The sequence below is a fragment of the Streptomyces sp. BA2 genome, assembly GCF_009769735.1.
Classification (GTDB): Bacteria; Actinomycetota; Actinomycetes; order Streptomycetales; family Streptomycetaceae; genus Streptomyces.
In genome coordinates, this window is sequence record NZ_WSRO01000001.1 from 365,673 (window position 1) to 391,949 (window position 26,277).

At 67.3% G+C, this 26,277-nt stretch carries 22 protein-coding genes and 3 pseudogenes; 13 read left to right on the forward strand and 12 right to left on the reverse strand.

Features of this window, described 5'->3' with window-relative positions:
• Positions 1–1,202: 1,202 nt before the first annotated feature.
• The gene (locus E5671_RS47645; protein WP_443032537.1) at positions 1,203–1,913 is read right to left on the reverse strand and encodes an IS110 family transposase; all 711 of its coding nucleotides are present in this window, start codon (positions 1,911–1,913) and stop codon (positions 1,203–1,205) included.
• Between the two features lie 832 nt (positions 1,914–2,745).
• Between E5671_RS47645 and E5671_RS01440 the strand changes: the two genes are divergently transcribed.
• The 3 genes from E5671_RS01440 to E5671_RS01450 all read left to right on the forward strand — a co-directional run bounded on the left by E5671_RS01440 (position 2,746) and on the right by E5671_RS01450 (position 7,085).
• Positions 2,746–4,023, forward strand: a complete 1,278-nt coding sequence (locus E5671_RS01440; RefSeq protein ID WP_160502009.1) for a ParA family protein — start codon at positions 2,746–2,748, stop codon at positions 4,021–4,023.
• On the forward strand, positions 4,020–5,102 hold the full coding sequence (locus tag E5671_RS01445; RefSeq protein ID WP_160502010.1) for a ParB/RepB/Spo0J family partition protein: 1,083 nt from the start codon (positions 4,020–4,022) through the stop codon (positions 5,100–5,102). The genes E5671_RS01440 and E5671_RS01445 overlap by 4 nt, the downstream gene beginning before the upstream one ends.
• A gap of 1,290 nt (positions 5,103–6,392) precedes the next feature.
• The gene (locus E5671_RS01450; protein ID WP_160502011.1) at positions 6,393–7,085 is read left to right on the forward strand and encodes a response regulator transcription factor; all 693 of its coding nucleotides are present in this window, start codon (positions 6,393–6,395) and stop codon (positions 7,083–7,085) included.
• Positions 7,086–7,382: 297 nt separating this feature from the next.
• On the opposite strand, the pseudogene E5671_RS01455 reads toward E5671_RS01450, so the two are convergent.
• Together E5671_RS01455 and E5671_RS47260 are read right to left on the reverse strand one after the other, a co-directional pair.
• A pseudogene (locus E5671_RS01455) lies at positions 7,383–8,236 on the reverse strand (IS5 family transposase).
• Positions 8,160–8,657, reverse strand: a complete 498-nt coding sequence (locus E5671_RS47260; RefSeq protein ID WP_336605617.1) for a response regulator — start codon at positions 8,655–8,657, stop codon at positions 8,160–8,162. The pseudogene E5671_RS01455 and the gene E5671_RS47260 overlap by 77 nt, the downstream one beginning before the upstream one ends.
• Positions 8,658–9,055: 398 nt before the next feature.
• Between E5671_RS47260 and E5671_RS01465 the strand changes: the two genes are divergently transcribed.
• The 5 genes from E5671_RS01465 to E5671_RS01485 are packed head-to-tail and all read left to right on the forward strand — an operon-like array spanning position 9,056 to position 12,256.
• The gene (locus E5671_RS01465; protein ID WP_160502012.1) at positions 9,056–9,298 is read left to right on the forward strand and encodes a hypothetical protein; all 243 of its coding nucleotides are present in this window, start codon (positions 9,056–9,058) and stop codon (positions 9,296–9,298) included.
• A gap of 55 nt (positions 9,299–9,353) precedes the next feature.
• Positions 9,354–9,797: a hypothetical protein gene (locus tag E5671_RS01470; protein ID WP_160502013.1), complete on the forward strand. Its 444-nt coding sequence runs from the start codon at positions 9,354–9,356 to the stop codon at positions 9,795–9,797.
• A complete protein-coding gene (locus E5671_RS01475) occupies positions 9,787–11,310 on the forward strand; it encodes a hypothetical protein (RefSeq protein ID WP_160502014.1) in 1,524 nt (507 codons plus the stop codon). The genes E5671_RS01470 and E5671_RS01475 overlap by 11 nt, the downstream gene beginning before the upstream one ends.
• The gene (locus tag E5671_RS01480; protein WP_160502015.1) at positions 11,307–11,981 is read left to right on the forward strand and encodes an ABC transporter ATP-binding protein; all 675 of its coding nucleotides are present in this window, start codon (positions 11,307–11,309) and stop codon (positions 11,979–11,981) included. Before E5671_RS01475 ends, E5671_RS01480 begins: the two co-directional genes overlap by 4 nt.
• On the forward strand, positions 11,978–12,256 hold the full coding sequence (locus E5671_RS01485; protein ID WP_160502016.1) for a hypothetical protein: 279 nt from the start codon (positions 11,978–11,980) through the stop codon (positions 12,254–12,256). The genes E5671_RS01480 and E5671_RS01485 overlap by 4 nt, the downstream gene beginning before the upstream one ends.
• Positions 12,257–12,994: 738 nt before the next feature.
• Here the strand turns inward: E5671_RS01485 and E5671_RS01490 are convergent.
• Positions 12,995–13,414: a hypothetical protein gene (locus tag E5671_RS01490; protein ID WP_160502017.1), complete on the reverse strand. Its 420-nt coding sequence runs from the start codon at positions 13,412–13,414 to the stop codon at positions 12,995–12,997.
• Between the two features lie 1,063 nt (positions 13,415–14,477).
• Here E5671_RS01490 and E5671_RS47650 point away from each other — a divergent pair.
• The 4 genes from E5671_RS47650 to E5671_RS01510 all read left to right on the forward strand — a co-directional run bounded on the left by E5671_RS47650 (position 14,478) and on the right by E5671_RS01510 (position 16,723).
• Positions 14,478–14,741: an FAD-dependent oxidoreductase gene (locus tag E5671_RS47650; protein WP_160502018.1), complete on the forward strand. Its 264-nt coding sequence runs from the start codon at positions 14,478–14,480 to the stop codon at positions 14,739–14,741.
• Positions 14,647–15,249: an FAD-binding protein gene (locus E5671_RS47655; RefSeq protein ID WP_443032538.1), complete on the forward strand. Its 603-nt coding sequence runs from the start codon at positions 14,647–14,649 to the stop codon at positions 15,247–15,249. The genes E5671_RS47650 and E5671_RS47655 overlap by 95 nt, the downstream gene beginning before the upstream one ends.
• Complete coding sequence (locus E5671_RS47660) at positions 15,225–15,476, forward strand: FAD-binding protein (protein WP_443032539.1); 252 nt, start codon at positions 15,225–15,227, stop codon at positions 15,474–15,476. The genes E5671_RS47655 and E5671_RS47660 overlap by 25 nt, the downstream gene beginning before the upstream one ends.
• Before the next feature lie 617 nt (positions 15,477–16,093).
• Positions 16,094–16,723 carry a hypothetical protein gene (locus tag E5671_RS01510; protein WP_160502019.1) on the forward strand — a complete coding sequence of 210 codons (630 nt, stop codon included), beginning with the start codon at positions 16,094–16,096 and terminating at the stop codon, positions 16,721–16,723.
• A gap of 819 nt (positions 16,724–17,542) precedes the next feature.
• Here the strand turns inward: E5671_RS01510 and E5671_RS01515 are convergent.
• Together E5671_RS01515 and E5671_RS01520 are read right to left on the reverse strand one after the other, a co-directional pair.
• Positions 17,543–17,638, reverse strand: a pseudogene (locus E5671_RS01515) (IS5/IS1182 family transposase); the annotation flags it as partial.
• A 178-nt stretch (positions 17,639–17,816) separates the two neighbouring features.
• Entirely contained in the window at positions 17,817–18,128 is a 312-nt protein-coding gene (locus E5671_RS01520; protein ID WP_443032540.1) for a hypothetical protein, read from the reverse strand.
• A gap of 412 nt (positions 18,129–18,540) precedes the next feature.
• On the opposite strand from E5671_RS01520, the gene E5671_RS01525 reads away from it, so the two are divergent.
• Positions 18,541–18,708, forward strand: coding sequence for a hypothetical protein (locus tag E5671_RS01525; RefSeq protein ID WP_160502020.1), 168 nt, complete (start codon positions 18,541–18,543; stop codon positions 18,706–18,708).
• A 731-nt stretch (positions 18,709–19,439) separates the two neighbouring features.
• On the opposite strand, the pseudogene cas6e reads toward E5671_RS01525, so the two are convergent.
• The 6 genes and pseudogenes from cas6e to E5671_RS01555 form a co-directional block, all read right to left on the reverse strand.
• Positions 19,440–20,189: pseudogene (cas6e, locus tag E5671_RS01530) on the reverse strand (type I-E CRISPR-associated protein Cas6/Cse3/CasE); the annotation flags it as partial.
• A gap of 5 nt (positions 20,190–20,194) precedes the next feature.
• A complete protein-coding gene (gene cas5e, locus E5671_RS01535) occupies positions 20,195–20,992 on the reverse strand; it encodes a type I-E CRISPR-associated protein Cas5/CasD (protein WP_160502022.1) in 798 nt (265 codons plus the stop codon).
• On the reverse strand, positions 20,989–22,143 hold the full coding sequence (gene cas7e / locus E5671_RS01540) for a type I-E CRISPR-associated protein Cas7/Cse4/CasC (RefSeq protein WP_160502023.1): 1,155 nt from the start codon (positions 22,141–22,143) through the stop codon (positions 20,989–20,991). Before cas7e ends, cas5e begins: the two co-directional genes overlap by 4 nt.
• A gap of 103 nt (positions 22,144–22,246) precedes the next feature.
• Complete coding sequence (gene casB, locus E5671_RS01545; protein ID WP_160502024.1) at positions 22,247–22,849, reverse strand: type I-E CRISPR-associated protein Cse2/CasB; 603 nt, start codon at positions 22,847–22,849, stop codon at positions 22,247–22,249.
• A gap of 144 nt (positions 22,850–22,993) precedes the next feature.
• Positions 22,994–24,781, reverse strand: a complete 1,788-nt coding sequence (gene casA / locus E5671_RS01550; protein WP_237329990.1) for a type I-E CRISPR-associated protein Cse1/CasA — start codon at positions 24,779–24,781, stop codon at positions 22,994–22,996.
• A gap of 543 nt (positions 24,782–25,324) precedes the next feature.
• The gene (locus tag E5671_RS01555; protein WP_336605618.1) at positions 25,325–26,095 is read right to left on the reverse strand and encodes an aquaporin; all 771 of its coding nucleotides are present in this window, start codon (positions 26,093–26,095) and stop codon (positions 25,325–25,327) included.
• Between the last annotated feature and the right edge of the window lie 182 nt (positions 26,096–26,277).

Below are 26,277 nucleotides of genomic sequence, written 5' to 3' on the forward strand. Positions count from 1 at the left end.
AGCTGGGCTGCGTTGAAGGATGAGGGGCACTACCCAGAACAAGAGGATCCGATGTGCTCGATGTGGCCCTCTGAAATGTGAAGTGTTCGATGTGTTCGATTCTTCGCTGTAAGCCGTTCTAAGCTCGCTGGCCTCCTCGGTGCGGAGCGCGGTTTGGCCTCAGCGGCGCAGGGGCCACGTCGGTTTTGGATAGGTGTGGCCCTGTTTCCTGCATCTGCTGCCGTGGTGAGACGGAGGCGTATACCTCAGGACGACTGGGTCGCCTTGGGCCTAGCGTTCCAGGTAGTCGGCCATCGCACGCAGGATCCGGATTCGCCGTGCCTTTCCAAGCGCGTGCTCGCAGTCGGCGCAGACGGGGTCGCGTATGGCGCGTCGCGTGATCGTGGCCCCACGCGTTGGCAGTCATTCTCCAGAACCGTTGGAGAGTGGAGCAGCGGAACCCATGGCGATGATCTCCCGAAACCTCGGGAGACCGGCCAAGTGTCTCTCGGGGTGAGCGGGAGCTACTGGGGCGAGGCACGGCCCTCAAGGCGACGGACCACGCATGCCCGCGGCAACGAGGTGCGGCAGTCCGCGCATTCAACCTGCTTAATGATCACGACCTTCTGGGTGGGTCGCATCCCGCTCGACCACGGGCAGTTGGTGTCCCTGATGACAGCCAGGCTCCTCCGACCGGCGGATCGCCCCGTCCCTCGAAGTGAGGGACGAGCTGGGCTGGTCCGCGAGGAGGGCGAGGGCGACAGTATTACGCCGTAATAGCTCGTCCGAGCGCACTGGTCGGTGCGGGGGAGGAGGCAGGCTATTACGCCGTAATACCTGTCCTCTGAGCGATAGTTGCTGCCGCCGCGTTGACTTGGGCGGACGGGTGGAGACTCTCGTCGTAGGCCTCTCCAACCCGCAACAGTGGAACATCATCCCCATGAAGCAGTTGAACAGGTGGCGCTGGGCGGCGGTGTGACGGTCTCCGGCAGCTCGAATCGGCGGTCGTAGTGGGGGCCCGGCCGCCCGAGGATGCGCCTTCAGGGAGGCGAAGGCCACGTAGCCGGCCAGGCGCTGGTTCGTGACTCTGCGGCTGGTCACCACGTGGCTCTTGCCGCTGGCGCGAGCGACGGGTCCTCAGCGAGGCGTACGCCTTCATCGGGCCGGCGTATAGCGAACCGGCTGCGGTCTTAGCCGGTCTCGGGCAGCATCCTGGATCCGGTTCAAGGGCCAAGCCCTGCAAAGCCTGTGGTGATCGATGTGTCTGGGTGCTGGCGGTCTCGAGCTGCTGAAGGAGGGCGGTAGCTTGCTGGCCGAGTGCCTCCTCGACCTGGGAGTTGGTGGAGGTAGTCGCGGCGGAGAAGTTCGTGGAACTGGTCCGCCTCAGCTTTGATGCCCAGTTGGCGTCCAGCGCGTTGAGCAGTTCCCGTAGCTGGCGGCGTGAGCTTGGCGCCCGGGTCGGCGCCTGTGCAGCGGCCAGGAGGGCGGGGCCTCGCGTGAGCACAGCCCGCGGCAGTGCTCGGCGAAGGCGGCCAGGATCGCGGGGGAGAACTCCCTTGCTGGGAGCGGAGCGTGTTGTGGGCCTGGGCGCGGTCCCAGACCGCGTCCTGCTGGGCCCGTGTGAGCCTGTCGGCCGCCTGGGCCAGCCTGGAGTCCGCGGGCAGCGGCCGGTGGGCGGCCTTGTCGGTGCGCAAGATGTTCGCCAGGGCGGGGGCGTCGATCGCAGCGGACTCCTTGTGGGCGACTGAGTGTCGGTCGCGGAAGAGGGCCACGGCCAGCGGTTGATGGCGAACACCGGTCGCCCAGTCGCCCGCAGCCCGGGAGGAGACTCGATCGCCACCGGAATTCGTTTCTGGCAGGAGCCGGCGGGAAGGACGCGGTTCGCTGGGAAGACGACTCGGTTGAGCGGGGCAAGAGACGATGGAGGCCGCCATGGTCTGGTCCGCAGCGAGCGCGAGATGCGGGCGGATGCCAGTAGAGCGCCGGGGAGTATTACGCCGTAATGGCCATCGTTCCTCGTCTCAACTCGACCGGGGCCTTCGCTGGCACACGGTGATGCGCTCGCCCATGCGGTCCAGAGGCCGTGAGGTGTCGCCCTGGACGAGTAAAGGCTGGCTCCTCGACTGGCTGCGTCCGGAGCAGTTCGCTGTATCGGAGGACGAGTTGGACCAGGAGGCGTGGCGCCCGCAGCGGCAAGGATCGGCGTTGGACGCCGCTGCGGATGAAGACAGCGCTTGGCTGAGGCCTCCACATCACGAGCTCCACATCACGTGCTCCACATCAGTCGTGTGGAAGCTCGTCGTGCTGGGCGCCAACGCAGGGGGCCAGTAGCGCCGACCGTTACGGATCAGCAGCGACCTCATGCGTCTGCTGACTGGCCCCACCAACCTCAGCGGGGCGGTCGATGACCGAAGAGCGCCAGCCGTCCGAGCGGGGCGCTGCAGGGGCAGGACACCAGCTTCCCTCCGGGCAGCGATACGGCGAAATGGCGGGCCTGTTCACGGTGTCGGAGCGCGGGGTGAGCTGATCAGGGAGGGAGGGCGAGAGTGACAGTATTACGGCGTAATAGCTCTCCCGCGCACAACGGCGAGGGGCGAGCAGGCTATTACGCCGTAATAGCCTGCGGGTGCGGGTGCGGGTGCGGGTGCGGGTGCGGGTGCTGGCGATGGGGTGTTGTGGGGGTTGTCATTACGGCGTAATAGCGAGCTGTGAAAACTAACGTGTCGAAGTCGCATATGGGTGACGGACGTTAGTAAGGTGTCTGCCATGAGCTCGCCAGCCAGCGACCGCGAGAAGGTCGTATCCAAACTCCCCAGCCAACTTCGACACGATCTGAAGATCCGAGCTGCCCAGCACCGGTTTGACCTGCAGGATGCGGTAGAGCAAGGCATCGCTGCCTGGATGAGCCTTGCAGCCGCGCCCGCAACCGTCGACACCGCCGGCGCCGACTCCTTCTCCACCTGGCTTCCCCCTGGCCAGTGGGCCTCCTTCGCTCAGGTGGCCAAGGATCGAAAGCTTTCCCTGATCCAGGGACTTGCCCAGTCGGTAATGCTGTGGTTGGACAACAACCCGTCACCCACCGTCCAGCGCCGTAGGTACCCCAAGCGCCGCATCGTCTGCAACCAGAAGGGCGGCGTCGGTAAGACAGCCGTGACATCAGGCCTCGGCGCAGCACTCGCGGAGGACCCGGACTCACTCCATCCGGTACGGATCTCGCGCCACCTGGCCGACCAGATTGCCGCGCAGGAAGCCGCCGCCCTTGATGAAGAGGCAACGCGGGGCTCGACGAAGTCGGCGCTCAAGATTGAGGAGTTGCCCGGCTTGGGGCGCCGCATCCTGATGGTCGACTTCGACCCGCAGCGCCACCTGACCAAGCAGCTTGGGCAGGAAGACATTCCGATGAGCCCGGACTCCGACAGCCTCAGCAAGCACATGTCCGGCGAGGCAAAGGGCGACATTCACGACCTCGTCGTCACCATCAATGATGACCGCTACGGCAGCCGACTGGACCTGCTGCCCGGATGCAAGGACGCCTTCCTCCTGGATGTCGCGCTCTCCAAGGTGCGTTTCCGTGAAGCAGCCCTCGAGCGAGCCCTGGCGCCACTCGAAGGCGAGTACGACGAAATCATCGTCGACTGCCCGCCCAGTCTTGGCCTCAGCATGGACGCGGCGATCTACTACGGTCGGCGGCGCGAAGAGGAGGACACCGGGGTCTCTGGGCCGCTCATCATCGTGCAGGCCGAGGACAGCAGCGCCGACGCCTACGACCTGCTCATCGAGCAGATCGAGGACCTCCGCGAGGACATGGGCATCGATCTCGACTACCTGGGCATCGTCGTCAACCTCTACGACCCGCGCCGGGGATACATCGCCACCTCTTCGCTGGACGCCTGGATCGCCATAAAGGACCCGAGGGTCGTCGCGGTCATCGGCGACCTCGGAGACCAGCGCAAGGCGGTTCGCATGAAGCAGCCGCTGTTGTCGTTCTCGCCGCGTGGCGAGCAGGCCGTCACCATGCGCGCACTGGCAAGGGAGCTTCCATGAGCCGCGTTGCGGACCAACTGGGAACCGGCGCGTCCTTCGGCAGGACTCGTGGCGGAGTGAGCGCCCGGCGAGCTGCAGTGGCCGCAGCCACAGGCGGCGTTCCGACCGAGGGGGTGCCCGACCCGACCACACTCTCTGTCGACCTCATCAGCCCCAACCCCGACAACCCGCGAACGACCTTCGGGGACCTGACGGACCTAGGTAACAGCCTCAGGGACCATGGCCAGAAGCAGGCTGTCACGGTCATGAACCGGGATGCCTACGTCACGGCGAACCCGGCCCGTGAAAGTGAACTTGAGGACGGCACCACGCACGTGGTCGTCGACGGCAGCAGCCGCCTCTGGGCTGCCCGCGAATGCGGCGTCCCCGAGCTGAAGGTGATGGTCGATGACACCCAGGGCAGCACAGAAGACGAACTCCTGGAATCGGCCTTGGTTGCCAACGTCCACCGCCAGGACCTGGAACCGATGGATGAGGCGCGAGCCCTGCAGCGGCTACTGACCATCCACAAGACCCAGACCAAGCTCGCCAAACGGCTGCACAGGTCGCAGGGTTGGGTCTCTCAACGGTTGGCCCTGCTGGGTCTGACCCCCGAACTGCAGCAGAGCCTGGAGGCTGGCACGGAAAGTGTCGATCTGCTCCGGGCTGTGGGTAACAAGCCTGCCGAGCGGCAGCAAGAGGCACTGGAAGAACTGAAGGAGAAGAAGGCGGCCGAGGAGTCCACCCGCCGACGTGAACGAGGCACTCCACGCACCAACGACGAGTCTCATTACGACGTAATAGAGGACGGCACGGGGGGAGCGGGGAAGCCCGACCCGCAGGGTGCGCAGCACCGCGCCCCCGAGGCGAGCCTCTCGGCAGACGACGAGCCGACCGTCCGACGGGAGTATACGGCCCCGGCCACGGCAGCGGCGGCGAAGAACTCGCCAGCGCAGAAGCAGCGAGAGCCACTGCCAGAACTCATCGGCATCAGTTCCATGCCTTTTGGTCGTCCCGAAGCGGTGCTGCGGATCCTCGAGGAGCACATGCCTGCCGAGAAGCTGGAGCAATTGATCAAGCTGCTCAATAACCGGGCCTGAAGCACGGGCGAGAGGAGCGGTCCCGAGCCCAGCTTGGCTGTGGGCACTGCTGGCTACGGTGGGCGAACTCGAGGAGTCGCTGCAACACCGTGGTTGGTTGAACAGACCGCGAGCAGTTTTAGGCAGGCGCTCGGCTGGGGTTTCCCAGCCGAGCGCCTTGCGTCGGCAGCTGTTGATTTCGGCGGCGATCGTGGTGAGATCGGCGCGGGGTGTTGCGGCGACTACTAAGCGATCTTGGTGATGTGTGGTGCGGATTGGGTAAGCGGCCCAGCGGGAGGGGTTGCCATGGCGATGAGGCCGCTGCTGGGGGAGTTGTCGCCCAAACGGGTCGCCGAGCTGCGGCGGTGGTGAGGTTCTTCAGCCAGTGGGTCCTGTAGACGTTGGCCTGGGCGATCGACGTGCTGCCCTCAGGGGGCAGTGGAGGGATTGACCGTTTCCGGAACCTGCCGATAGTCCGCGATGAATCGCTCGATGCGTTTGCTGACTGCTTGGTCCGTCGCCACGACGTGGATCTGGTGCGACTCGTCCGCGCCGGCGTCCTTGGTGCCGAGGAAGACGACGCCCTTGTGACCCCCCTCTCCTGGGTGCCCGGTCCGGGCTGCGGCCAGTAGTGGGCAGGGTCGCCACCATGCTGCAGTTGTTCAACCACCCCAGGGCGCGGGCACCCTTTCCGTGTTGGCCAGTTGGGCTGATGTGTGTGCCCTGTGTCGGGGCGCTCCGGATGACCAGGTGGGGCTGGGTGAGCGCGCGGACGGTGAGCCACGCGATGCCGAGGCTTGGTCCGGTCTGTGATCTGGAGACCGTTGCCTCCCTGCCTGCCTTCCGGGTCGGGCGGAACTACTCGCCGCGCGTGGTCTGCCTGTCTCGGGCCGCGAGGTTGTGGGGTCGGTTCGTCGCGGGCGCAGCGCTCCACGGCCGGGGAGACCGTGCCTGCGCGTAGACCTCGTTGCCCGCTTGCCCGGGCCGTGCGGAGCCGCGGTCTGAACGATCGGGGTGGCCAGCAGACGTATGCCCTGCAGGCCGGTGCCAAGGCAAGGCCGCACCGGAGGAAAGAGGAAAGGGGACGGTCGAAGCGGTGCTGCTTGTGGCGCATACCCGGAGTCCGGTACCAGCGGGCCGGTACCGCCGAAGGTAGGACTCCATGGGTGCGCCAGCACCAGCAGAGCGGGACGCCACGCTGGGGCGGTGAGTTCGGGCGCGCCACGGACAACATGGGTCCACAGCACCACAACTGTTGGGGCATTATGTCACGGAATGTCCTATTCCTATGCTGTGGAAAGGAGCACGTTCATGACACGTGTTCTGCTGATTGAGGCTGATCCAGCCGTACGCCGGGGTGCGGTCTTGGATTTGGGCCGTCGGGGGTACGAGACCGAGGCGGTTGCCACCGGTGAGGATGGATTGGTGGCATTAAAAACCCTCGAGCCGGACATTGTGCTCCTCAATCTGATGCTGCCTGGCATCAACGGTCTGGAAGTGTGCCGACGCATCCGCGAGACCAGCCAGTTACCCATCATCATTCTCTCCGCGCGCGGTGAGGACATCGACGTGGTGGTTGGCCTGGAGGCAGGAGCCGACGATTACGTCGTCAAACCCGCCAGCGGCGAACTCATCGAGGCACGAATGCGGGCTGTGCTGCGCCGTGTTGCGCCCTCTCATTCCGGTGCCGACGAGCAGTACGGACTCTTCGCCGTGGGGGACCTGCAGATCGACCGTGATGCGCTGAGGGTGCGCAAGCACGGACAGGACGTGCCGCTGGCCCCCTCCGAGATGAAACTTCTGCTGTTTCTCAGCGCAGCTCCGGAACAGGTCTTCAGCCGTCAACAACTCCTCGACGAGGTCTGGGCGCCCAGTTGCTACGGCGACGCCCGCCTGGTCGATGCTTGCGTGATGCGGCTGCGTGCGAAGATTGAGGACGACCCAAAAGCACCGCACTACATCCAGACCGTGCGGGGATTCGGCTATCGCTTAGGGCCCCTGTGACGCTGACGCTCCTGCTGACGGCCAAGGACGGCGCCTGCCCATAGCGGGCGAACAGGAGAAGGCTGTCCGCGTGCCAAGCGGATATTCCCGCAGTGGAGCAACCTATGCACCCGCCTGGTTATCGTCTTCCTCCTCGCCGCGGCGCTGCCCACCATGGCCGAGTTTGAGGAAGTTCATTGACCGGGATATGTTCGTGATCACTCGCCGAAACGGTCAGACCGGGCCAAACTGGCGGGTGAATGTAATCAGTTCGCCCGGGGGATGGAGCCGGGGAGCGGTGCGGGGGCCTAAGAGGCCCTAACAAAGGCGTCGGACGTGGCGGTGGGTGATCAGGCAGACGGCGAGGCCGAGGAATGCTTCGTGGATGTCGTCGCGTCTCTCCCAGCGGATGCGTAGGCGGCGGAAGCCGTGGAGCCAGGCGATCGTGCGCTCGACGACGTAGCGGAAGACGCCCAGGCCGGTGCCGTGCGGCTCGCCCCGTTTCGCGATCACGGGGCGGATCCCGCGCTGCCAGAGCAGGCGGCGGTACTTGTCGTGGTCGTAGCCGCGGTCGGCCAGCAGGGCATCCGGGCGCCGACGAGGTCTGCCGACCTGGCCTGCGACGGCGGGGATCTTGTCGAGCAACGGCTCGAGTTGGGTGACGTCGTTGCGGTTTCCGCCGGTCAGCGACACCGCGAGCGGGATGCCCTGGCCGTCGACGATGAGGTGGTGCTTGCTGCCCGGCCGTGCGCGGTCGACCGGGCTCGGCCCGCTTTTGGGCCCCGCCGGGCGGCCCGCACGTGCGAGGAGTCGATCACCGCCCGCTCCCAGTCCAGCTGGTTCTTCGACCGCAGCTTCTCCAGCAGCAGCACGTGCAGCTGGTCCCACACACCGGCCTCGTTCCAGGCCGCCAGGCGCCGCCAGCAGGTCATGCCCGAGCCGAAGCCGAGCTCCTGGGGCAGGTACTCCCACTGGATGCCGGTGTGCAGGACGAAGAGGATCCCGCACAGCGCCTGCCGGTCCGGCACCCGCGGTCTGCCCTCGACCTTCTTCGGCCCCGGCGTCGGCAGCAACGGCTCGACCAGCGACCACAGTTCATCTGACACGATCCACGGCCGCGACTGACGGGTTCCCATACCCAGACCTACGAGGAAAAGGACCGACCGTCTCATGATCAGCAGCTTTCGTTAGAGCCAGTAAGAGCCGTACTCCCGCGATCAGTTGGTCCGGACTGGTGTCCTTGAGGAGGAATCCCAGTGCTCCGGCGCTGAGGGCGGCACAGACGTAGGTGTCGGCGCCGAATGAGGTGAGCATCGAGACAGCGGGCGGTTCGGGCAGGGCGAGCAGTGCCGTGAGGACGGCCAGTCCGTCGACGTCCGGCATGTGAATGTCGACAGTGCGACGTGCGGGCGGTGAAGGCGCGCGAGGGCTTCCGCGTCCGCGCCGCCGCAGGTGGCCAGGACGCCGATGTCGTCGGATGTCTCCAGGATTCGCTGCAGGCCGCTGCGTACGGAAACGTCGTCGTCGACGATCATTATGCGAATCATGCCCCCCACTTCCGACGTAACGGCGCACAGCATAACTGAGCGTCATATACCGCTATAGCAGCGGCCGGTGAGGGATATATCAAGTACAAGGGGCATAAGTGATGTAGGGGGTTTAGCTGCCGGGGAATCCGCCGGTCGGCGGGTGGCGGAGCCACGGTGCACTCGGCAGGGTGATGGATGGCTGGGCACCCCGCGACCGGCGAAGCAACACAACGGAACGCGAGAGAAAGCGCCCCTTAGGAAATCACTTCCGCTGACCGCACCTCACCCAATGCGGCCTCGAGCGAGGATTTTACGTGTCCGATGTCGCCCTGCCCGGGCCAATACGGGCAATCCAGGGAAACCAGGGGGTGGGCCACGCCGACGGCCTGCTCTGCGAGCTCCTGCCCCTTCTTCAGCGTCGCGCATCTTGCCTGGCCCGCGGTCGACCTGGAGGTCAAGGGGGTGACGACGGCATCCGGCCTGGTGGTGATCTGCCTCGACTTCGCCGTGGCTCTCCTCCAGGCGCAATACCTGGCGCGTTCCACCGACCGGTGGAACGCGCGTCTGTGGGCGCCCGGAGAGGACTGCGGATCGATCACTGCTCGGCGGTCGGTGGGCCTGGCCGTCACAGCCGCGTTCATGCCCTGCGCCTGGGTCGCCCAGGATGCGGACCGCCTCGGCAGCGCCCTTCGGGCAAGGCGGTGAGTGCCGTGGTCGCCGTCGCCCTGGCGGTGCGTGTCCTGATAGCGAGGGGGCGGTGATGGAAATGCGGCATCACCATGGGAGACCATGCCAGCGCGGCTCCGGCGCGCTGGCGTTCGCGCTGCTGCCGGGGTGGACGGCCCTCGCGGGCCTGTTCGCCTCGTCGGTGTGGGGCTGGGTGACCTGGAGCGAGCCGGTCGGAGTCGAGACGGCCAACGCCGCGGGCCTGGCCCTACTGATCCACGGCCTGACGGTGGCAACGACGGTCATCGGTGCGGCGGCGACGCTCCTCCTGCTGTTTCCCGGGGTATTCCCGGGGATGCTGACGATCCTGCTGTTCCTTGCCGGAGTGGTGCAGATCTTCAACTGGCAGGCCGCCAGGGCGCTTCCCGGCGCCATGCTGTACAGCGCGCTGGCGGTGCTGTGTGTCCTCGCGGCCGTGACGAGCCTGCTCGCGCCGGGCCAGCTGTCCACCCAAGCTGCGGGGAAACATGTCCGCTGAGGCCTGGGGAGCAATCCGGTTCGTCATCACCGCCGACGGCCTGCACTTCTGCCACCGCAACGGGCTGCGCCCCTCGGCACGGACCGTGGTGTGGGGCGGCGCGGCCGTCTGCGCCGGCGCCCTGGCCCTGGCGGCACCGGCCGGCGCGGTCGCCGGGATGCTCGCCGCTCGCCTGGGCCGGGTCCTTGAGGTCGGCGCGGGCGGCGTGGAGGGACTGGTCGTCGTGATCGTGGCCCTGCGTGCGCTGGCCGCCACCGCTTCCGCGGCCACCCGGAAATCCCGCCTGAGCGTATTCGCCCCAGCCGATCTGCCGGTGTTGCGCGGGCTGGACATACCGCTGTGGGCCGTGCTTGTGGGGCGCGTCGCATGGCCAGGACTGCTACGCCAGATGCTGACCGGACTCGCGGCTGTGGGCGCGCTGTTCGGCATCGCGCTGATGACAAACCGCCCGGTCGGCGCCGGCACGGTTGTGACCGTTGGCGTCCTCGCGCTCAGTGGCGCCCTGGCACCGGTCGCGCTCGCAGGCTGCCCGCCGCGCCGGACGGCACCCGGGCCCGGCCTCCTGGGCTCTGCCATCGCCGCAGCCGTGGCCGCGGTCGCCGGCGCCCTGGGCGGTGCGGCCGCCGCCCACGCCCTGCGGCTCGCCAAGTCGCTGGGACCGGCCGAACTGGGGAGCCGCGCCGATGCTCTCGCCCGGCACGCAGGGGCGTATCTGGCCACCTGGGGCGTCGCCGCGTCGGTGGCCTTGGTGGCAGGCGCCCTGCTCTGGCACCGGCTGGGGCGCACGTCCGGGCAGTGGCGGCCTGACGTCCCGTTGAGCGGACCGGCCCCGACCCGCGACGGCCGGAGACCCCGGTACCCGCTGCTCACCGTCGTCCCCCGCACGATGGCCCGCGGCACGCAGAGCGTGGCCCTGGCGCTGCGCCGTGCCCTGCACAGCATCGCGCTGGCGGGGCTTGCTTCCCTGGGCGCCGGATGCGCCGCCCCCGGCCTGCTGACGGAGCTCACTGGCGGCAACGACCGGCTGTCCGGCGGTGGCGCGCTGCTCGCCGCCGCGACACTGATCGGCGTGCTGTGCGGCTCGGTGGCCGGCCCCGGGGTGCTCCTGCGCCAGCTGCGCTGGACCTGGGAGCAGGGCCATGCGGAGCGCGAGCTGGCACGCAGCCACATCGCCGGCCTGCTGGGACCGGTGGCCCTGGCCATGACCCCGGCCTGTGCCGGAATTGGTCTGCTGGCCGACTCGCCCCTCCCGGCGCTGTACGGACTGTCGCTGGCCGTCGCGGCTACCGCGGGAGCGGTGCTGAGCGACTTGGTCGAAACCGGCCGCCAGGAGAACCCGGACGGCACCGGCGACGCCGGGAACCTGGGCGGCCTCGCCTGCGTGGCGGCCATCGCGGCAGCCACCGTGCCCTGGATGGCGCCCGTGCCCGTCGCTGTTGGCGCCGGGCCGCTGACCGCCCTTGGCTGCCTCGCCCTGGCCGACCGGATACTGCGCAGAAAGATCATCACATGACTGTCTGTCACTTTGCCGCCGTGACCGCGGGCTACCGCGTCGGCACCCCCGTACTGTCCGATCTGTCCTTCCGTCTTGACGACGGTGTGACACTGATCAGTGGCCCCAACGGAACGGGCAAGTCCACCGTCGTGGAACTGATGGCCGGGGCGCTCAGACCGTTCACCGGCACCGTGTGGCTCGACGGCATTGCCGCGCACGACCCGCGACTGCGTGGCCGTCGCACCGTGTGCTGCAGCAGCCCTGCGCTCTATCCGGCACTCTCCCTCGCCGAACACGTCGAACTGCTCAGGCCGGTACGCGACGTTGACGACCATGAGCTGCGCACGCGCACGAGCGCCTACGGACTCCGCCCCTGGCGAAATACACCCACCGGCGAACTGTCCACCGGCAACCTGCGCAAGGCGTGGGTCGTTCTGACCACGATCAAACCCGCCCCCTTCCTCATCTTCGACGAACCGTTCAACGGCATGGACCCCCAAGGGGTGGCCGCGCTGCTCGCGGAGTTCGGACAGTGGCGCCGGCAAGGCCGCGCGGTTGCAGTCGTCGCTCACCACCCGCCGCCGGAGCTGGACGAACTCGTCACCGCCACCATCCAGTTGGCGGGCCGCGGTCCGCTCACCGGGCACGGCGGACGCCTCTCGCGGACAGTCGACAGGAACACCACGTGATCGAAGTCGGAAACCTCACCAAACGCTACGGCGGCCGACTCGACCTCAACAACGTCTCTTTCGGTGTGCCGCAGGGATCCGTGACCGCGTTCCTTGGCCTGGAGCTGGTCGGCCTCGCTGCCGTGGGCCATCAGGCGGCCGGCCGGCTTTCCCTGGGCATGAGCCGACGCATGGGCGTGGTTGCCCGTCGGAACCGGACAGAGGGTGGGGATGGAGGTGAGGGCGTGGTCCGTGGCGAAGACGATGGTGGGCGCGATGCTGTGTCTTATTTTTGAGATCTAATCTTGTTGCCTTTGTTGCACTTAGGGAATTTTCGACGTAAAGCCTTCCATAGGCGGCGTGCGAAAAGCCGCCTGCTCCTATTGTTCTCTCGGCGTCTCCGGTTCTGAAAGTTTGGGATTCTCACGTACCTGCAGATGAATTGGTGTAGACGGGCGGCAGATTCCTGTTTCACGTTGACGAATCCTCTCGTGTCCGGTATCCCATATCCGGCGCGCGGGCCGCGGAAGGTGCACCGCTGGCCGGTGGTACCCAGCTGGCGGCGTCTTATATTTCGGCCATGCCTTTCCAACCCTCGGTAGGGAACTGTGATTCACCCATATGGCTCGCGAGTTTCGGTCACGTCGCAGGTGAGGGCGTGGGCCGGTGCCATGTCGCTCGGCGTTCCGCCGTCTTGACGTCGATGCCAGCCCGCTCCGCGGTCACTGCGCCGCTGGCCCCCTGGGAGGAACGTCCAGCGCGGGCTGCCACTCACCTGGCACGGCCTGACTTCTCAACGTTTCACCGCCTCATCGGAGCCTGTTCGGCCCTCCCGTCCGAAATGAGCTGCGCTTTCTCAGGAACGTGGTGCCCTATGTGAACTGCTTCGGCACGCCCTGGCCTGGCCGGCCCAGAGCGCGCCACCTACGGTTGCCAATTCAGCGACACGGTAAAAACGGGTAACCCGTCGACCAAGAGTCGCTGCGTTCTCGTCTAACCGGTAGAGAAAGAAGCGTCCCTTGGCCACCATGCCTTCAGGACGCGTTGCCGCTGGTGGGCGGCAGGGCGAAGGCGCCCGGGACGTCCTCGGTGAGCCAGCCCTGCCGTACAAGTCGCTTCAGTTTCGACCGCACGCCTCCGATCTCGGAGAACTTCTCGCTGTCAAGCTCGATGCCCGCGGCAATCTGCTTCGCCAGCAATGGCCTTCCGGCACCGGTCAGAAACTCCAGCATGTCCTGATAGGCCGTCGGCAGCACCGACGCGTCCAGCCCGGGCCGCCACGGGGGCACGGGCTGCCGTCCGATCACCGAACCATCCCTCGGCTCCCGGGCCTCATGCTTTTCGCGGGCCACCTCAGCATCCGAGTCGGTCGCGGCGAGGACCTCATTCACCGTCTCCCGGGCAATCTGCAGCCGCGCCAGCCGCTCCTCGGCTGCTGCCAGCTCCTGCTTCAACCCGTCAATCTGGCCTCGCAGTTCCTCTACCCGGGCACGGGCCGACACTTCTCGATGCCCCAGCTCTTCACTCAACGCGCCCATCGCCGCCCCAAAGTCCTGCCGCAAGGGTAGGAGACCAAGCGCGTCACCGCAGCCCGCCCAGGCGTCGTCCCGCTCAGAACATCCCTGCGGACGTACACCCCGTCCTCGCCCAGCAGGATCTTGGAACACCCTCAGACATGGCACCGGGACATCCGGCTTCGCTGCGTGACAACGTGAGCCGGGGCACCTGCCAGCCTCGGGCCCTCGTCGTCATAGAGAGGACGGGCGCTGAGCTGGCCGTAGCTGGGGCTGGCGTTGGGCGGCAGAAGGCTGCGTAGCACGGCGGGCAGCAGCGAGCCTTGGCAGGCGGCCTTCGCCCCTGGGCGGGTTCCGCCAAAGCGCGAGGTCCTTGCGTGCGGCGCGCAGGGCGGAGAGGAGGCTGCTGCCTGAGCGCCCTCCCCGTCACTTCAATCAGCTGGGTGTGGCCTACGAACGCAGTCTGCCAGAGGAAGAGGGCCGAGGGGCCCCACCTCAGATCCCACATACAACTCGTTGGAGGGCACTGCAGAACACGTTTGATGCGGCAGCGGGACCGCTCTTCGCCGGAACCATTCCGCCGAAGGGCCCCACGAAGCGGACGTGCCGTGAAGGTTTCACACGACTGTTTGGATCCTGGCGGGTTTCAGGTGCGGAGGAGCTCGAGCAGGGTGACGGTCTTGCCGAAGCACTGCTCCTTCGGTCACGACGGAGGCTCTCGATCGCCAGTGTGTATCTCGCCCGGCGCGCCCAGGGCGTGGAGGTGCTCAGTCATGGCTGACCGCGGAGCCGTTTCGCTGATCCTCGACACCTATTCCGGAGGCGAGCCCGACGGCGCCCTCGTCCAGCGGACGCGTCCGTAACCTGCTTTCCTTCGCTCTCGTGCGTACCCGCGATGCGGCGGGGGCAAGGACAACGAACGGGGCCCGGTACGCCTGCCACCGCATCGCCCCGCATGGTCGCAGCCCGGGCGCACACGTCGCGTGACCCCGGGGAGCCACCCATGCACCACCAACTCCCGGATGGCGAGCACGACTTCGTCGTGGTGGGCGGCGGTGCTGCCGGGCTCGCATGCGCGCTGGCCCTCAGCCGCCGCGGCTCGGTCCGCCTCCTGGTCAAATCCGCGCTCGGCGACGGCTGTACGACCATCGCGCAGGGGAATCGCGGCAGCAGTGACACTCGACGACAGCTCCGCCAACCATCTGAGCGACACTCTCACCGCGGGATGCAACCTGAGCGACGAGGCCGCCGCCCGTGTCACCATTGATGCCGCACAGTCCGTACTGCGCTGGCTGGCCCGCGTCGGCGTCGGCTTCGACCGATATCCGGATGGGCGCCTGCACCTGGGCCGGGAAGGCGGACACCACTGGCACCGCATCGCGCACGCCGGGGGTGATGCAACCCGTGTAGCCGTCTCAGCGGTGCTGGTGGCGGCGGTGCGGGCGCAGCGCCACGTCGAGTTTCGTCGAGGGGGGTTCGGCGCGACCTGCTCCTCGACACCGCAGGGGACGCGATCACCGAAGTACTGTGCGAACGCAGGGGCGGCGTCGGTCTGTTGGCCGCCGGGCCGGCCGACTCACGACCGCGTCGGGCGCCCCCTCATGCACGGCGTTCACCCGCGGGGTGATCTAGCGCCTCGTGTCGTCGTGGCCCGCGCCATCACCCTGCGCCTGCGCGAGAGCGGCGACGACCATGCCCTGCTCGATGCCACCCGACTGGGGGGCTGGGCCGCCCACTTCCCACAGTCCGTGTGCATTGCATCGCGCACGGCATAGACCCGTCCCGCACTCCTATGCCGGTCGCCCCCGCCGCGCACTACACCTGTGGCGGCATTCGCACGGATCTCGATGGGCGGACCCGGATGCCGGGTCTGTATGCCGCAGGAGAGGCCGCCTGCACGGGCCCTGCACGGAGCCCACCGGCTGGCCTCCAACTCTCTTCTGGAAGCCTTGGTCTGTCTGATCGGCTTCACGGAAATCTTGACTGGGCCAGCTTTCAGTAGCTGTGCCCATCTCCGGTGATGCGTGACGCTGCGTGAGGCCACGCGGGGGGAGCCGGGGAGCCGGACGTGGCCGCGTCCATTTGGCATACGCCGACAAAAGTTGATCATGTCTGGGACTTAAGCACTGTTCCTGCGTGGACACGCCGCTGACAGTCTCTACTGACCCGTTCCTTATGTCAGGGTCGCGATCAAGGTCATCCCGGTGCAGGCGGCCTCCTCCCGTTGCCGCCCGTACCGGGGTGACTTCGCCATTGACAGGGGGCATGCCTGTTCTTCACCGCACAACTGCCAGTTCTATAGCTGCGCTCACATCAAGCGCTCTCCTCCTGGGCATCGCACCCGCGGCCTTCGCACAAGACGGCCCGTCCAATGCCGCCAGGGCGGCAGCCGTCGTGGAAAGGGCCACGGGCACGGGCGACGTGGCCATGAGTGGTCGGGGCGGATCACGTTACGCGGCAGTGGTTGTCACCGACGTCCCGGACGGCGACTCGGTTACCGTCACAGCCCCGAAGCGGTCCGTCGGCGCAGTCGAAGCCACCGGCCCTGGTGGCGCCACTGTGAGGCTAGGCCTGTCAAGCACCAACACGGTCTCCGGGGTCAAAAGCACGGCGGGAACCGTGACGTATCCCGACGCTACCCCGTCCACCGACATTGCGGTCCAGCCCACCACCGACGGCAGCGCTCGCGCTCTGGTGACGCTCAAGAGCTCCGCCGCAGCCACCGAGCAGCGTTTCCAGCTCGACCTTCCGGCCGGGACCGAGGCCATCGGCGATGGGCAGGGCGGGTACGCCTTCGTCCGCCAGGGCGGTGAGGGCGAGCCCGCCGCGCTGGTCGGTGCCATGGAAGCGCCATGGGCCAAGGACGCTAACGGCAAGCACATTCCCACCAGTTACAAGCTGGAGGGGAACACTCTCATCCAAAGCATCAAGACCAACAGCGCCACGGCCTTTCCGGTTGTGGCTGACCCGAAGGTCTCCCTCGGCTGGTACATCTACCTGCGCTTCAGCAAGAAGGAGGTAAAGGAGCTAGCCGGCACCAAACTGGCGTACTTCTCAGTGGTGGCCGCCGCGATGGCCTGCACAAAGATCCCCAACGCCGTGGCCGCCGCTGGTTGTGCGACCGCGACGGCGCTACAGGCGTCGTCCCTGCTGTCACAGGCCAAGGACGCTGCGAGGGCCAAACAGTGCGTGGAATGGAAGGTCACTTACGTTGGCATCATCAAGGGCTGGAAGCGTTACAAGTGCTGAAAGGCACCTCTGGAGGACATATCTCATGACTAAGACACACCGGCCCGTAGTGAAGGACCTTGCGATCCTCCTCGGGGTATTCCTCCTTATGCTCGTGGCGGTCGGAACCATACATTCTTGGTCGACGGCAGTCTGGATGCTCCCCCTCATCCCGGCCATGCTTGCCAGCCGCCTCTTCTTCCACCACGGGTCCAAGGATCGCGCGGGCAAGACACGACAAGACCTGGTCAGCTGACACCCCTTGTTTTTGGCAGGAGTAGCAATGTGTCCCCCCCTGCTGCCCATCGCGATAATCGCGGTTCTTGCCCTCTCGGAGGCTGTCGCGATCCGCCGCCGCTCAGGACGGTCCTTCGTACTCCTGGTGACGAAGGACAGGGTTGCTCTGCTGGTGGTAGCAGCCTGGTGGATATATGCAGTCTACGTGTCCATCCCCGATGGAAATCTATGCGGCGGTGCCCTGTTCGGCTTCCTGAGTGCCTGCCTGGTGGGAACACTCGTCGCGACTGCACGGCGAAGTATCGCCCGCCGACGCGCCACACGGAGCACATCCTGAAACACTGACCGTTGCCCAGAAGCGAATCGAGGGCCAGCACCACACCCAATGTGCTGCTGGCCCTGAGTGTCCCCCCCAGAAGAGGGAGCGGTGTCCGTGTACTCGTCTGAGTGCACCACCGAGTACGCAGTTATGTGCACCACTGCTCAGGCCACTTCGGTGTCCCGCTCGATGGCCTGGAGGCGGTTCTTGAGTCGATAGCTGTTGCCGTTGATCGGGAGCATGAGGCGGAAGAGCGGGCCACGGGCGGGAAGGCTGTCGTGAGCGGATGCGGTGACCATGACGGCCAGGGGCATGCCGCGCAGGTCGACGGCCAGGTGCCGTTTGCGGCCGTTGATCAGTTTCCCGCCGTCGAATTCCACGTGTGCCCGCGCCGACGGTCTCGGCTCCTTTGTTTGCAGCCGTTGTCGTTGACGTAGCGAATGGCGTCGATCACGCTGCAGCGGGGGTGCGGGCTCAAGGCCTGCGTGCGACGCCCGGCCCGTGATGGCGGCCTGGAACGTGCCGCAGCCCTTGCGGCCGATCTTCAAGCCTCCGCCGTCAGCGGCGCACTCGAAGAGCAGGACGGCGCCGCAGGCAAGCCCGTTCCTCGATGAGAGCACAAGAGGAGCGGGAGCCGACCTCTTCGTCGGCGGTCACCAGGATTTCCCCGCCAGCCCGGTCATCAAGCGCCGCAAGGCCGTGAATGGCCTGCACCAGACTGCCGAGACGGCTCTCGATGACAGCAGCAACAACCTTGGCCGATGCGCCCGAGGTCTCAAGGTCACGTGATGGAGATTCAACATTGACGAGTGTCCTGAGGTCTTCGATCACCACGTCAATATCCACGGGAACCGCTTTGTGCTTCGTCATGGCGCGAGAGTACGTGCCACCAGGTGGCGGCAGGACGCCGGTCCAGGCGCGCCTAGTAATCGCCAATGAGCCAGCCCCGATTGCCTCGTAGGGCTCGCTTACGGCATGGCGCAACGAGCCACGCCTCAGATTTAACTGTGCAACAACCAACTTTTCGGCGGTACTTGATTCGTCACTCTGCCCTCCCCCTTTGTGCCAGGGCGTCGCCGGCGACTCATTCAGGAGGTGCAGTTTCAGTCAGCACATGTGGAGAGCTTTGCCCTTCCTGTGGCCAATGTGATCAAGTTCCGACAGCTGAACGCCGAACGCGAGCGCTCGGCCGCTAGGCGTGCGTCGATGTATGGGAACGCACGACAACAGCGCTACCCGAGGAGGAAATTTGAGACTCAAACGAATCGTCACAATTGCCATCATGCTCACCGCCATCAGCGGCGCGCTCAGTGGCGCGACAGCCGCAGCGAACGAACGGGATTCGGGGGACCCCCAGAAAGAAATCACGCCGCCTTCCTTCATGACTATCACCTCAACGACCAAGTACCAGGCGCCTGCGGAAACATCGTTCGCGGAGCGCCGAGCGTGAGGCCGCAGGAGTCCCCCTCCGAGATTCTTGAGCCGGCCAAGGCAGTCAAGTAGTTCTTGGTGGACCTGGGATTCACCGTGTGAGGTACACCCCCGGCACTTACCTGCCGGGGGTGCGCTGCTATCCGGGGGCGAGGTGGCGGCGGCCCCCTGGCGGGCTCTTCTCGATGTGTACTGCGTCTAGCCGGCCGCGCTGACGATATGACCGAACCGGTAGCCATCGTCGTCTCTGCCTCCAGGGCGATACCGACACCGTCCCCGTCACCTGGACGGTGTGGACCAGAAGAGCCTGCGTTTCACGACGGCTGACGTTCCGCGCATCCACGGACGCCCGGTGGGTCCTCCGCGGAGCATCCCCGCGGAGCGCGGGGCGCGGTTCGGCGAGTCGAACGGCGGCGTGCGCCGGGTCGAGCGGAGTAATCCCCGCGGGGGCGGGGTCGACTTGCGGCTCCAGATCCTTCGTCAGCGCACTACCTGAGCATTCCCGCGGCCGCGGGAGCAACGCGAGGCCCCGTGCGGCTTTTGTCCTGACCTGGATCATCCCCGCAGGTGCGAGGCCGACACTCAACAAGAGTGGGCGTGGCCGAACCACGAAGACCCGGATCATCCCTGCAGGCGCAGGGCCGACCCGAAGTGCCGTTCCCCAAGGGGGTACTGGTGTGGAGCATCCCCGCACGCGGGGTCGACGATCTCGGCCGGCTCACCGGCTGGATGGGGGTGTGGCCCTCCCGTTCTTGCCTCGGGGAGCGGCGCGAGGGTGAGCAGTCCGCAGCCGTATGCCTTGGAGGGGCCGATGCCGGCCAGGAGGCGTTCGGCGAGGACGGTGGGGTCGGTGATGCGTAGACGCCCTTCGAAGGTCACGGCGTTCATGACGACGGCGGTTTCCTTCGTGGTGATGGATCCCTTGGCGAAGGAACGGCGTTGACGGGTCGTGATGCGGATGTCGCGGGGTGGTTCGTTGTCCGTGCCATGGGTTGCGTCCAGGTGGGCGGCGACGGGGACGTCGAACCCCCAGAGCGAGGTGCGGGCGAGGAACCAGTTGAGCTGCGCTGCGGCGGTGCGGTGGCCGATGCGGAAGCTGCGCCTGTCGCCGGCGGTGATGCGTTCTTGTTGACGGGGCGTCGGTTTGTCGGGCCGGTTGGTGTTTTGGACCGGATTGGCGGTGAGGCGGAAGGCGAAGGTGCGGCCGGGGGCCAGTTGCTTTAGGAGTGGGGTGTAGTCGCGCACGGCGTAGTGCTCGTCGTCGGCGCCGGGCCATCCTGCCTGTTCGACGAGGTGGTTCCAGTCTGGTTTGTCGGTGGTGAGGACGAACAGCTGGGGGCGGTGGCGGTTGTCCGAGTCGAGCCGCCACAGGGTGCGTTCTTGTTCGGGCGGGCCGGGGAGGCCTCCTTGGACTGCGGCATGCATGGCGCGTGGGCTGGCAAGGAGGTTGCGGCTCGCGGCGCGCAGGGGGTTGATGCGGATGCGGGAGAGATAGGGCATGACGCTCACCAGCCCAGGAGGGCGAAGGGATCGTGGCCGCCGGTGGCCGGGGGCCGTGCAGGGTCGGGGGTAAGGCCGGTTGGGGCTTGGAGGTAGGTGTGGCGAGTTCGACGGGTGGTGAAGGTCCGGTTTGTGGGGGCGAAGGACAGGGGGACGTCGGCGCGGGCTTCGCCTCCTGCCGGGTCGTCGAGGGTGGCAGGCAGGCCGATGTGGGCGGTGTCGCCGTTCTGGCGACTCCAGCGTGCGCGTGCCGCGGGGGTGGCCTGCCAGGGCTCCGCTTGCAGTGCCTCCTCAAGTGAGCCGGTGCGCTGTCCTAGGAGCAGAGGCTGGGTGGGTGGGCAGGAGCGGCGGCCGAGGGCGAGGGGGAAGGCGGGGCGGCGTAGGGCGTGTTCGAGGGTGGTGATGAGGTCGCGGTGGCCTTCTAGGGCTGCGAGGAAGACGGCGTCTTGGAGGTAGAAGCGATGAGTGATCTGTGTGTACTTGTGGGGTGAAGTGGGTTTTTGCTGCCCTTTGGCGGTGACGGCTGCGGAGAGGAGTGGACGGCCGCGGTGGTCGCTGACGGTGTGGTAGTCGCGCAGGAGGCTGCCGGGCTGGTCGACGCGGATGCCGAGTCCGAGGCCGGCGAGGTCGTCGATGGCGGCGTGGCGAGGGCGGCCGACGGCGGCGGCAACGAGGCCCACGACACCGGATTTGGTGGGTTCGGGACGAGTCTCGCGGCGGTTGAAGTAGCTGCGGTCGCCCCATGACTGGAGTGGGGCGGCCAGGCGCAGCAGGAGAACCGAGGTGGGGGCGGGGGTTGTCATGCCTTCTCCCGCACGGCTGCGGAGACGCGGGCCCGGAGCGTGGTGCGCAGGTCGGCGAATGTGAGGGGTTCGCCGAAGGCCCGGGTGAGGGTTTCGGCGGTGTCCTTGGTGAGGGGTTCACGGATGGTGAAGGTGTGGCTGGCTGCGCTGTAGAGGGGAGTGTCGCCCCATACCTGGGTGGCGGTGATGTGTTCTTCGGCGAGGCGGCGGGCGGAGTTTGCCTGGATGCCGACTTCGGCGGCGATGGGTTCTTCGAAGGCGGAGACGAGGTTGACGGGTTGGTCAGTGCGGACGATGAGGGCGACGAGGCTGGGGCGGGTGCGGTGGGCGAAGGAGTTCTGGCAGCCGGTGGGAGCGGAGAGCACGAAGCTTTCGATGAACCGGTCGAGCGCGGCGAGCGCGGCTTCGGTGTCGCCGCCGAGGTTGTCGGTGAGCTGGGCGAAGCCGATGGTGGCGTAGCGGTAGAGGGTGGCGGAGTTGAAGCCGATGGTTCCGATCATGCCGGCTCCGGTCTCGTCCTGTCCGTTCTGGTCGTCGACGGTGGTGAAGTAGTCGAACTCGAGCTGTGTCTCGTGGGTGGACAAGGCGTGTGCCACCTGTACGGCGGCGTCGACGTTGAGTTTGGGAAGGTCGGCGACCATGCGGCCGAACAGGGCGACGCCCACGGGGTGGCCCGTCTCGAAGCGTTCTGCGACGGGCAGTTGTTTGACTGCTGCGGCGAGAGTCTTGTCGTCCAGGGCTGCGAGGTCGGTGGCGCGGTCAGTGACGAGGGCAGCCACGGCGTCGAGTTGGGCATGGCCATAGAAAAGGAGGTAGGCGGTGTCGCCAGCCTTCTTGCCCTGGCTGAGGCCGAGTTGGGAGAGCAGGGCGGTGGCGATGCGGCTGGCGTCTTTGTGCCCCAGGCTGGTGTTGCGGGAGATGCGGACGGTGAGTTCGTTGGTCATGCGCCGGGTGCGGGTGGCGCGCTCGGGCTCGGGGGCCTGGGCGTCGAAATGCTGGCGGGAGGCCCGTTTCCATGCCTGGGAGGAGACGCGGGAGCGGCGCACGCCGCCGTAGATGGCTTCCTTGGGGGTGCCTTGGTCGTCGCGGTTGGGGTTGGCGGGCGGGATGGTCTGGACGACGTGTACGTCGATATACAGGCGCTGGGTCACCGGGTTGCTCCAGGTCGTGTGAGCGCGTGGTTGATCGGGCTGTGGTCGGAGCGAGACGCAGGCGGGAGGTTCGCGGCCGGGCGGAACGGGGGTGTGCCGTGAGTTAGTGGCCGGCTTGTGGAGCTGTGGGTTGCTGGGTCCAGCCGTAGTAGTCCAGGCCCCAGCGGCGGCGCACGTGGGAGCGGGGTGCGGGCCGGTGCCAATGGCGGACGTCGCAGATCAGCTGGTCGTAGTCAAGGGGCTGCTGGATGTCTTTGAGCTGGGTGACCAGGCCGAACAGCCGTCGCTGGAGCGTCTGCGTCGAGGGTGCGGAGAACGCCTGCTGGAAGCGGGTGTCGACGGCCTGATCACAGGTGTGGCTTTGGCTGCGGAGCCGTTGCATGGCACGGCCGAGGCCGTATCCGGCGCGGTGCATGGGGCGGTCCTGGCCCTGCTGATGCAGCCCGTAGAGGGCGAGAGCGATGTGCTCGGCCTCCTGCTCGGTGGAGAACTTCCCCAGGCGGGCGGCGAAGTCGTCGATGGGGCAGGTGTAGAACGGGAACATCTCCAGCACGGTCCCGGAGGGATGGCCCAGGCCCCGGCGCAGCACCGCGAGGTCCTCCTCGGGCGGACGCTCGGCCGCATTGCCGCTTTTGCGGCGCCAGACGCCGTCCGCGGCGATGTAACGGTGCCAGATTCGCTGCTTGGCGGTGAGGGCTTCGGACAAGACCGGGTCCAGACGTGATGAGGGGCGCTGTGGCGCAAGAAGGGGGGCGCTGGGATGCCCGGGGCCGGGGACAGTTGGCCCCGAGGCGGCGCGCAGGGATGGGTGCGGCGGATGCAGCGGAGCCTTGGAAGGGCTCCTCGTGGCCTACGCGTTGGGGGAATTGGGGCAGTGTTGCCGAGCGGCCTGGGCCCGGTGGAGAATCTGAGCCTGGCGCTTGCGGAAGAAGGCCTCGGCCAAGGAGACGCAGTGCGTACGTGCGGGCTTGCCCTCCTGCGGACCAAGGCTTCGCCCCGCGAATGCCGTGACGGGCGCTGCCCGCAGGAGGCGTTCAGCGACCTCCCAGGCGCGGTGCCAGGCAAGCTGCTCCCAGGCGAGCTGGCGATCCTCGATCCGCTTGGTGTCATTGACCGCTCTCACCCCGGTCAGCATCAGCCGCACCAGAGGATCCAGGGCGTGCAGGAGGAGTTCGCCGGGGCGCTGGCCCTTGTCCCAGGGGATCGGTTCGGCGCCCAGAGCGCGCCGTAGGTCAGCCGAGAGGTGGTTGACCGCCGTGGCCAGCTGCTCTGCCTGTTCTGCTACTTCGAGGAGGGCGGAGCGCACAGTGCTGTCTGCATCGAGGGCGGCCAGGGGGAGGGGCAGGGCGTCGAACATCACGTCGTCGATGACAGCCGACTGGGTGCCGTAGGCGATACCGGAGAGTTCCACGCGCAGCGGATAAGTGTCGTCGAGGTCGGGTGCCAGGGAGCCGACCTGGCCGAGGAGGGTGCTCGTGGTGAACCCGCTCGTCCTCTGTCCGGCATCCATGGCCTGGCGCTCAGGGGCCAGCAGTGCGTCGAGTCTGCGCCACGCGGCCCTCCCGGACTGGAGGCGCAGTGGGCGGCGCGGCACGGTCATGCCCTTGTTTCCTCCCGGGCTGCGGCCACCGCTCGGCTCCACGCGCCACATGGTGTGCGGCTCGATGTCGGGGGTGCGGGGCATGCGGTCGCCGGCAGCGACCAGCACACGGGTTACCCGCAGCCCCTGGCCGGTCATTTCGGGGAAGAGTCGGATGCGGCGGGACTGCCAGGTCCACAGGTCCAGGAGCCCTTCGGGCGTCCGCGCCCACCACTGGGGGCTGCTGGCCGAATGAGGATCTGCAGGATCGCATCTCCTCCACTGCGGCAAGTCGGTGGAGGCCGGTGGCGGCCCCACGGGGAGATTCAACAACAGCGTCTCGAACAGCGTTGCTCCCACGAGGAGGGCGACACTCATCTGCCCGAGTGGCCCGGTCGGATTCCCGGTGGTCTTGCCGGCCTTGGCTTTCGGGTCACCCACCGCGCCGGTTTTGATCGCGGCGGTGTCCCAACAGTGTGTGTGCATCAGCCAGTGCGCCGCCTGCGCCGGAGTCAGGGGAAAGACGTCCCCCTCGCAACGCGAAGCGAACAGTGGCACGTTATTGCCCGTCGCGGCGGTCGCAACGATCAGCCCGGCAGTCTTTGTCTCGCCCTTCGCCGTGCACAGCCCGGCGGCCTGCCCGAAGGGCTTCTGCGGATGGAACAGGTCGAACAGCCCACCGTGCGCGTCCAGATACGTATCGAGCCGTGACCGCTGATCCTGCGACCACCGCCCCGGGGCGAACCAGGCCATCCACTCGCGCTCGTCCGCGGGGCGGCCCAGGGCATCAAGGATTACGGGCAGCAGAACCTGCCGGAACACGGCCGGCCGCTGGGTGGGCAGCTCCACCACCAGATCGCCGAACTTGTGGGCCTCCAGCAGTGCGGTGCGAAGGCAGTGATCTACCGCGGGCCCGCCCAGGGCCGGCGGTAATCGCAGCCAGGGTTCGTCTCTCAGGGAAAAGCCATGAACCATCGGTCCCCCCTCAACAGGAGCTTCTCTGCTTGAAGCTAACAAGCAGCTTCGGTATGTACACGTTTTCTTCACAATTGCGTGCAAAAATCCGGGCTGTTGACCCCGCAACTGCCGGAAGGCCGCAGCACCGCGGGGATGATCCCCTTCTCTGGTTGCACGGCAGATCGGGAATCACGTCGACCCCGCGATGCGCGGGGCAGCGAGTCGCCGGGCGCCAGCCCGGCGACTCACCATAATCTCGGGCCTCGCCACCGGCCCCGTCTCCGCTACGCCTGCCGTGGCCCGAAATCGTCGTCGTGCTACAGCCTGACTCAGCCGGGCCCGGTACGAGGCATCCAGCACCAGAGCACGGATGCGGAGCCACCTTGGACGCCCGAGTCAGCCGGCCAATCAGCAGAGTTGGCGCGCCTATTTCGGCACGAACCGACCCCTGCTGTGCTGCTCGTGACAGGCATCCCACCGGCCGGACGTGCGGCAGCTGAAGAAGGACGTGGACCGCGGTGCACTTCTACCGGCAGCCCGGGGCGACACAGCGCTGGTATCCCGCACCGGTTGGGACTGCCCGCCATGCAGGGGGCGTTGGTGGCCGCGGCCCGCACACCCGCGTGATGGGTGGGTCCGTGTTCCTCAAGATCGGGGCACGTCAGGGGTCTGTTCGCCGACCTCGGCCACGGTGGCCTGGGTGGGGCTGAGCGCCCGCCAGGCGATGCCGACCAGGAGGCCGCCGAAGAGGGGGAACACAATGAACACCCAGAGCTGGTCGAGGGCCCAGCCGTGCTGGAATACGGCGGTGGCGAGCGAACGAGCGGGGTTGACGGAGGTGTTGCTGACCGGGATGGTCACCAGGTGCACCAGGGTCAGACTGATGCCGGCGACCAGACCGCCCATTGCCACCGGGAAGTCGCGGGCGGTGGTGGCTAGCACGATCAGCGTGAACACGGCGGTGGCCACGGCCTCCGCAAGGAGGACGGCGGCGAGGTTGTAGTGGTCGGGGGAGTGGGCGCCGTAGCCGTTGGACGCGAAGCCGGTCTCGCTGACGGAGACGATGGTTGACTTGCCGTTTTGGTCCATGGCGGTGAAGCCCGCCTTGCCCTGGCCGATCGACCAGATGAGTAGCGCCCCAAACAGGCCTCCGACGACCTGCCCGCCCAGGTAGGCGGGCACCAGCCGGACGTCGGTCTTGCGGGCCGCTACCATCGCCGCAGTGATCGCGGGGTTGATGTGGCAGCCGGAGACCGGACCGATCAGGTACGCCGCCGCCAGCAGACTGAATCCGAACGCGAGCGCGACGCCGAGCACGCCGGCGCGGTCGGCGTCGAAGACGGCGGTCCCCACGCCGCCGGTGATCAGGATCGCGGTGCCGAGGGCTTCGGCGAGGAAGATGCGTAAGGGGGGCACGAACGCCTCCTGGTCAGGGTTGCGGGGCATGATCACCCTGATTACCCGACCGGGCGCGGGCTTCACGGCGACACTCGTCGCCGGACCCGTCCGGGGGATCACCCGTCACCAGGCCGGGGGAACGGCGCAGCCCAGTCGGGGCCGGCAGGCCGGTGACGATCCGCAGTTTGTAAGAAGCTGTG

What these genes read in the sequence shown, in the direction of transcription:
- E5671_RS01440 (WP_160502009.1), top strand. Translation starts at nt 2,746, where the DNA reads ATGAGCTCGCCAGCCAGCGACCGCGAGAAGGTCGTATCCAAACTCCCC.
- E5671_RS47260 (WP_336605617.1), bottom strand. Translation starts at nt 8,657, where the DNA reads ATGACGCTCAGTTATGCTGTGCGCCGTTACGTCGGAAGTGGGGGGCAT.
- cas5e (WP_160502022.1), bottom strand. Translation starts at nt 20,992, where the DNA reads ATGACAACCCCCGCCCCCACCTCGGTTCTCCTGCTGCGCCTGGCCGCC.
- E5671_RS47645 (WP_443032537.1), bottom strand. Translation starts at nt 1,913, where the DNA reads ATGGCGGCCTCCATCGTCTCTTGCCCCGCTCAACCGAGTCGTCTTCCC.
- E5671_RS01525 (WP_160502020.1), top strand. Translation starts at nt 18,541, where the DNA reads ATGCTCACCGCCATCAGCGGCGCGCTCAGTGGCGCGACAGCCGCAGCG.
- E5671_RS01470 (WP_160502013.1), top strand. Translation starts at nt 9,354, where the DNA reads ATGGAAATGCGGCATCACCATGGGAGACCATGCCAGCGCGGCTCCGGC.
- E5671_RS01450 (WP_160502011.1), top strand. Translation starts at nt 6,393, where the DNA reads ATGACACGTGTTCTGCTGATTGAGGCTGATCCAGCCGTACGCCGGGGT.
- E5671_RS01475 (WP_160502014.1), top strand. Translation starts at nt 9,787, where the DNA reads ATGTCCGCTGAGGCCTGGGGAGCAATCCGGTTCGTCATCACCGCCGAC.
- E5671_RS01480 (WP_160502015.1), top strand. Translation starts at nt 11,307, where the DNA reads ATGACTGTCTGTCACTTTGCCGCCGTGACCGCGGGCTACCGCGTCGGC.
- E5671_RS01520 (WP_443032540.1), bottom strand. Translation starts at nt 18,128, where the DNA reads ATGACGAAGCACAAAGCGGTTCCCGTGGATATTGACGTGGTGATCGAA.
- E5671_RS47650 (WP_160502018.1), top strand. Translation starts at nt 14,478, where the DNA reads ATGCACCACCAACTCCCGGATGGCGAGCACGACTTCGTCGTGGTGGGC.
- E5671_RS01445 (WP_160502010.1), top strand. Translation starts at nt 4,020, where the DNA reads ATGAGCCGCGTTGCGGACCAACTGGGAACCGGCGCGTCCTTCGGCAGG.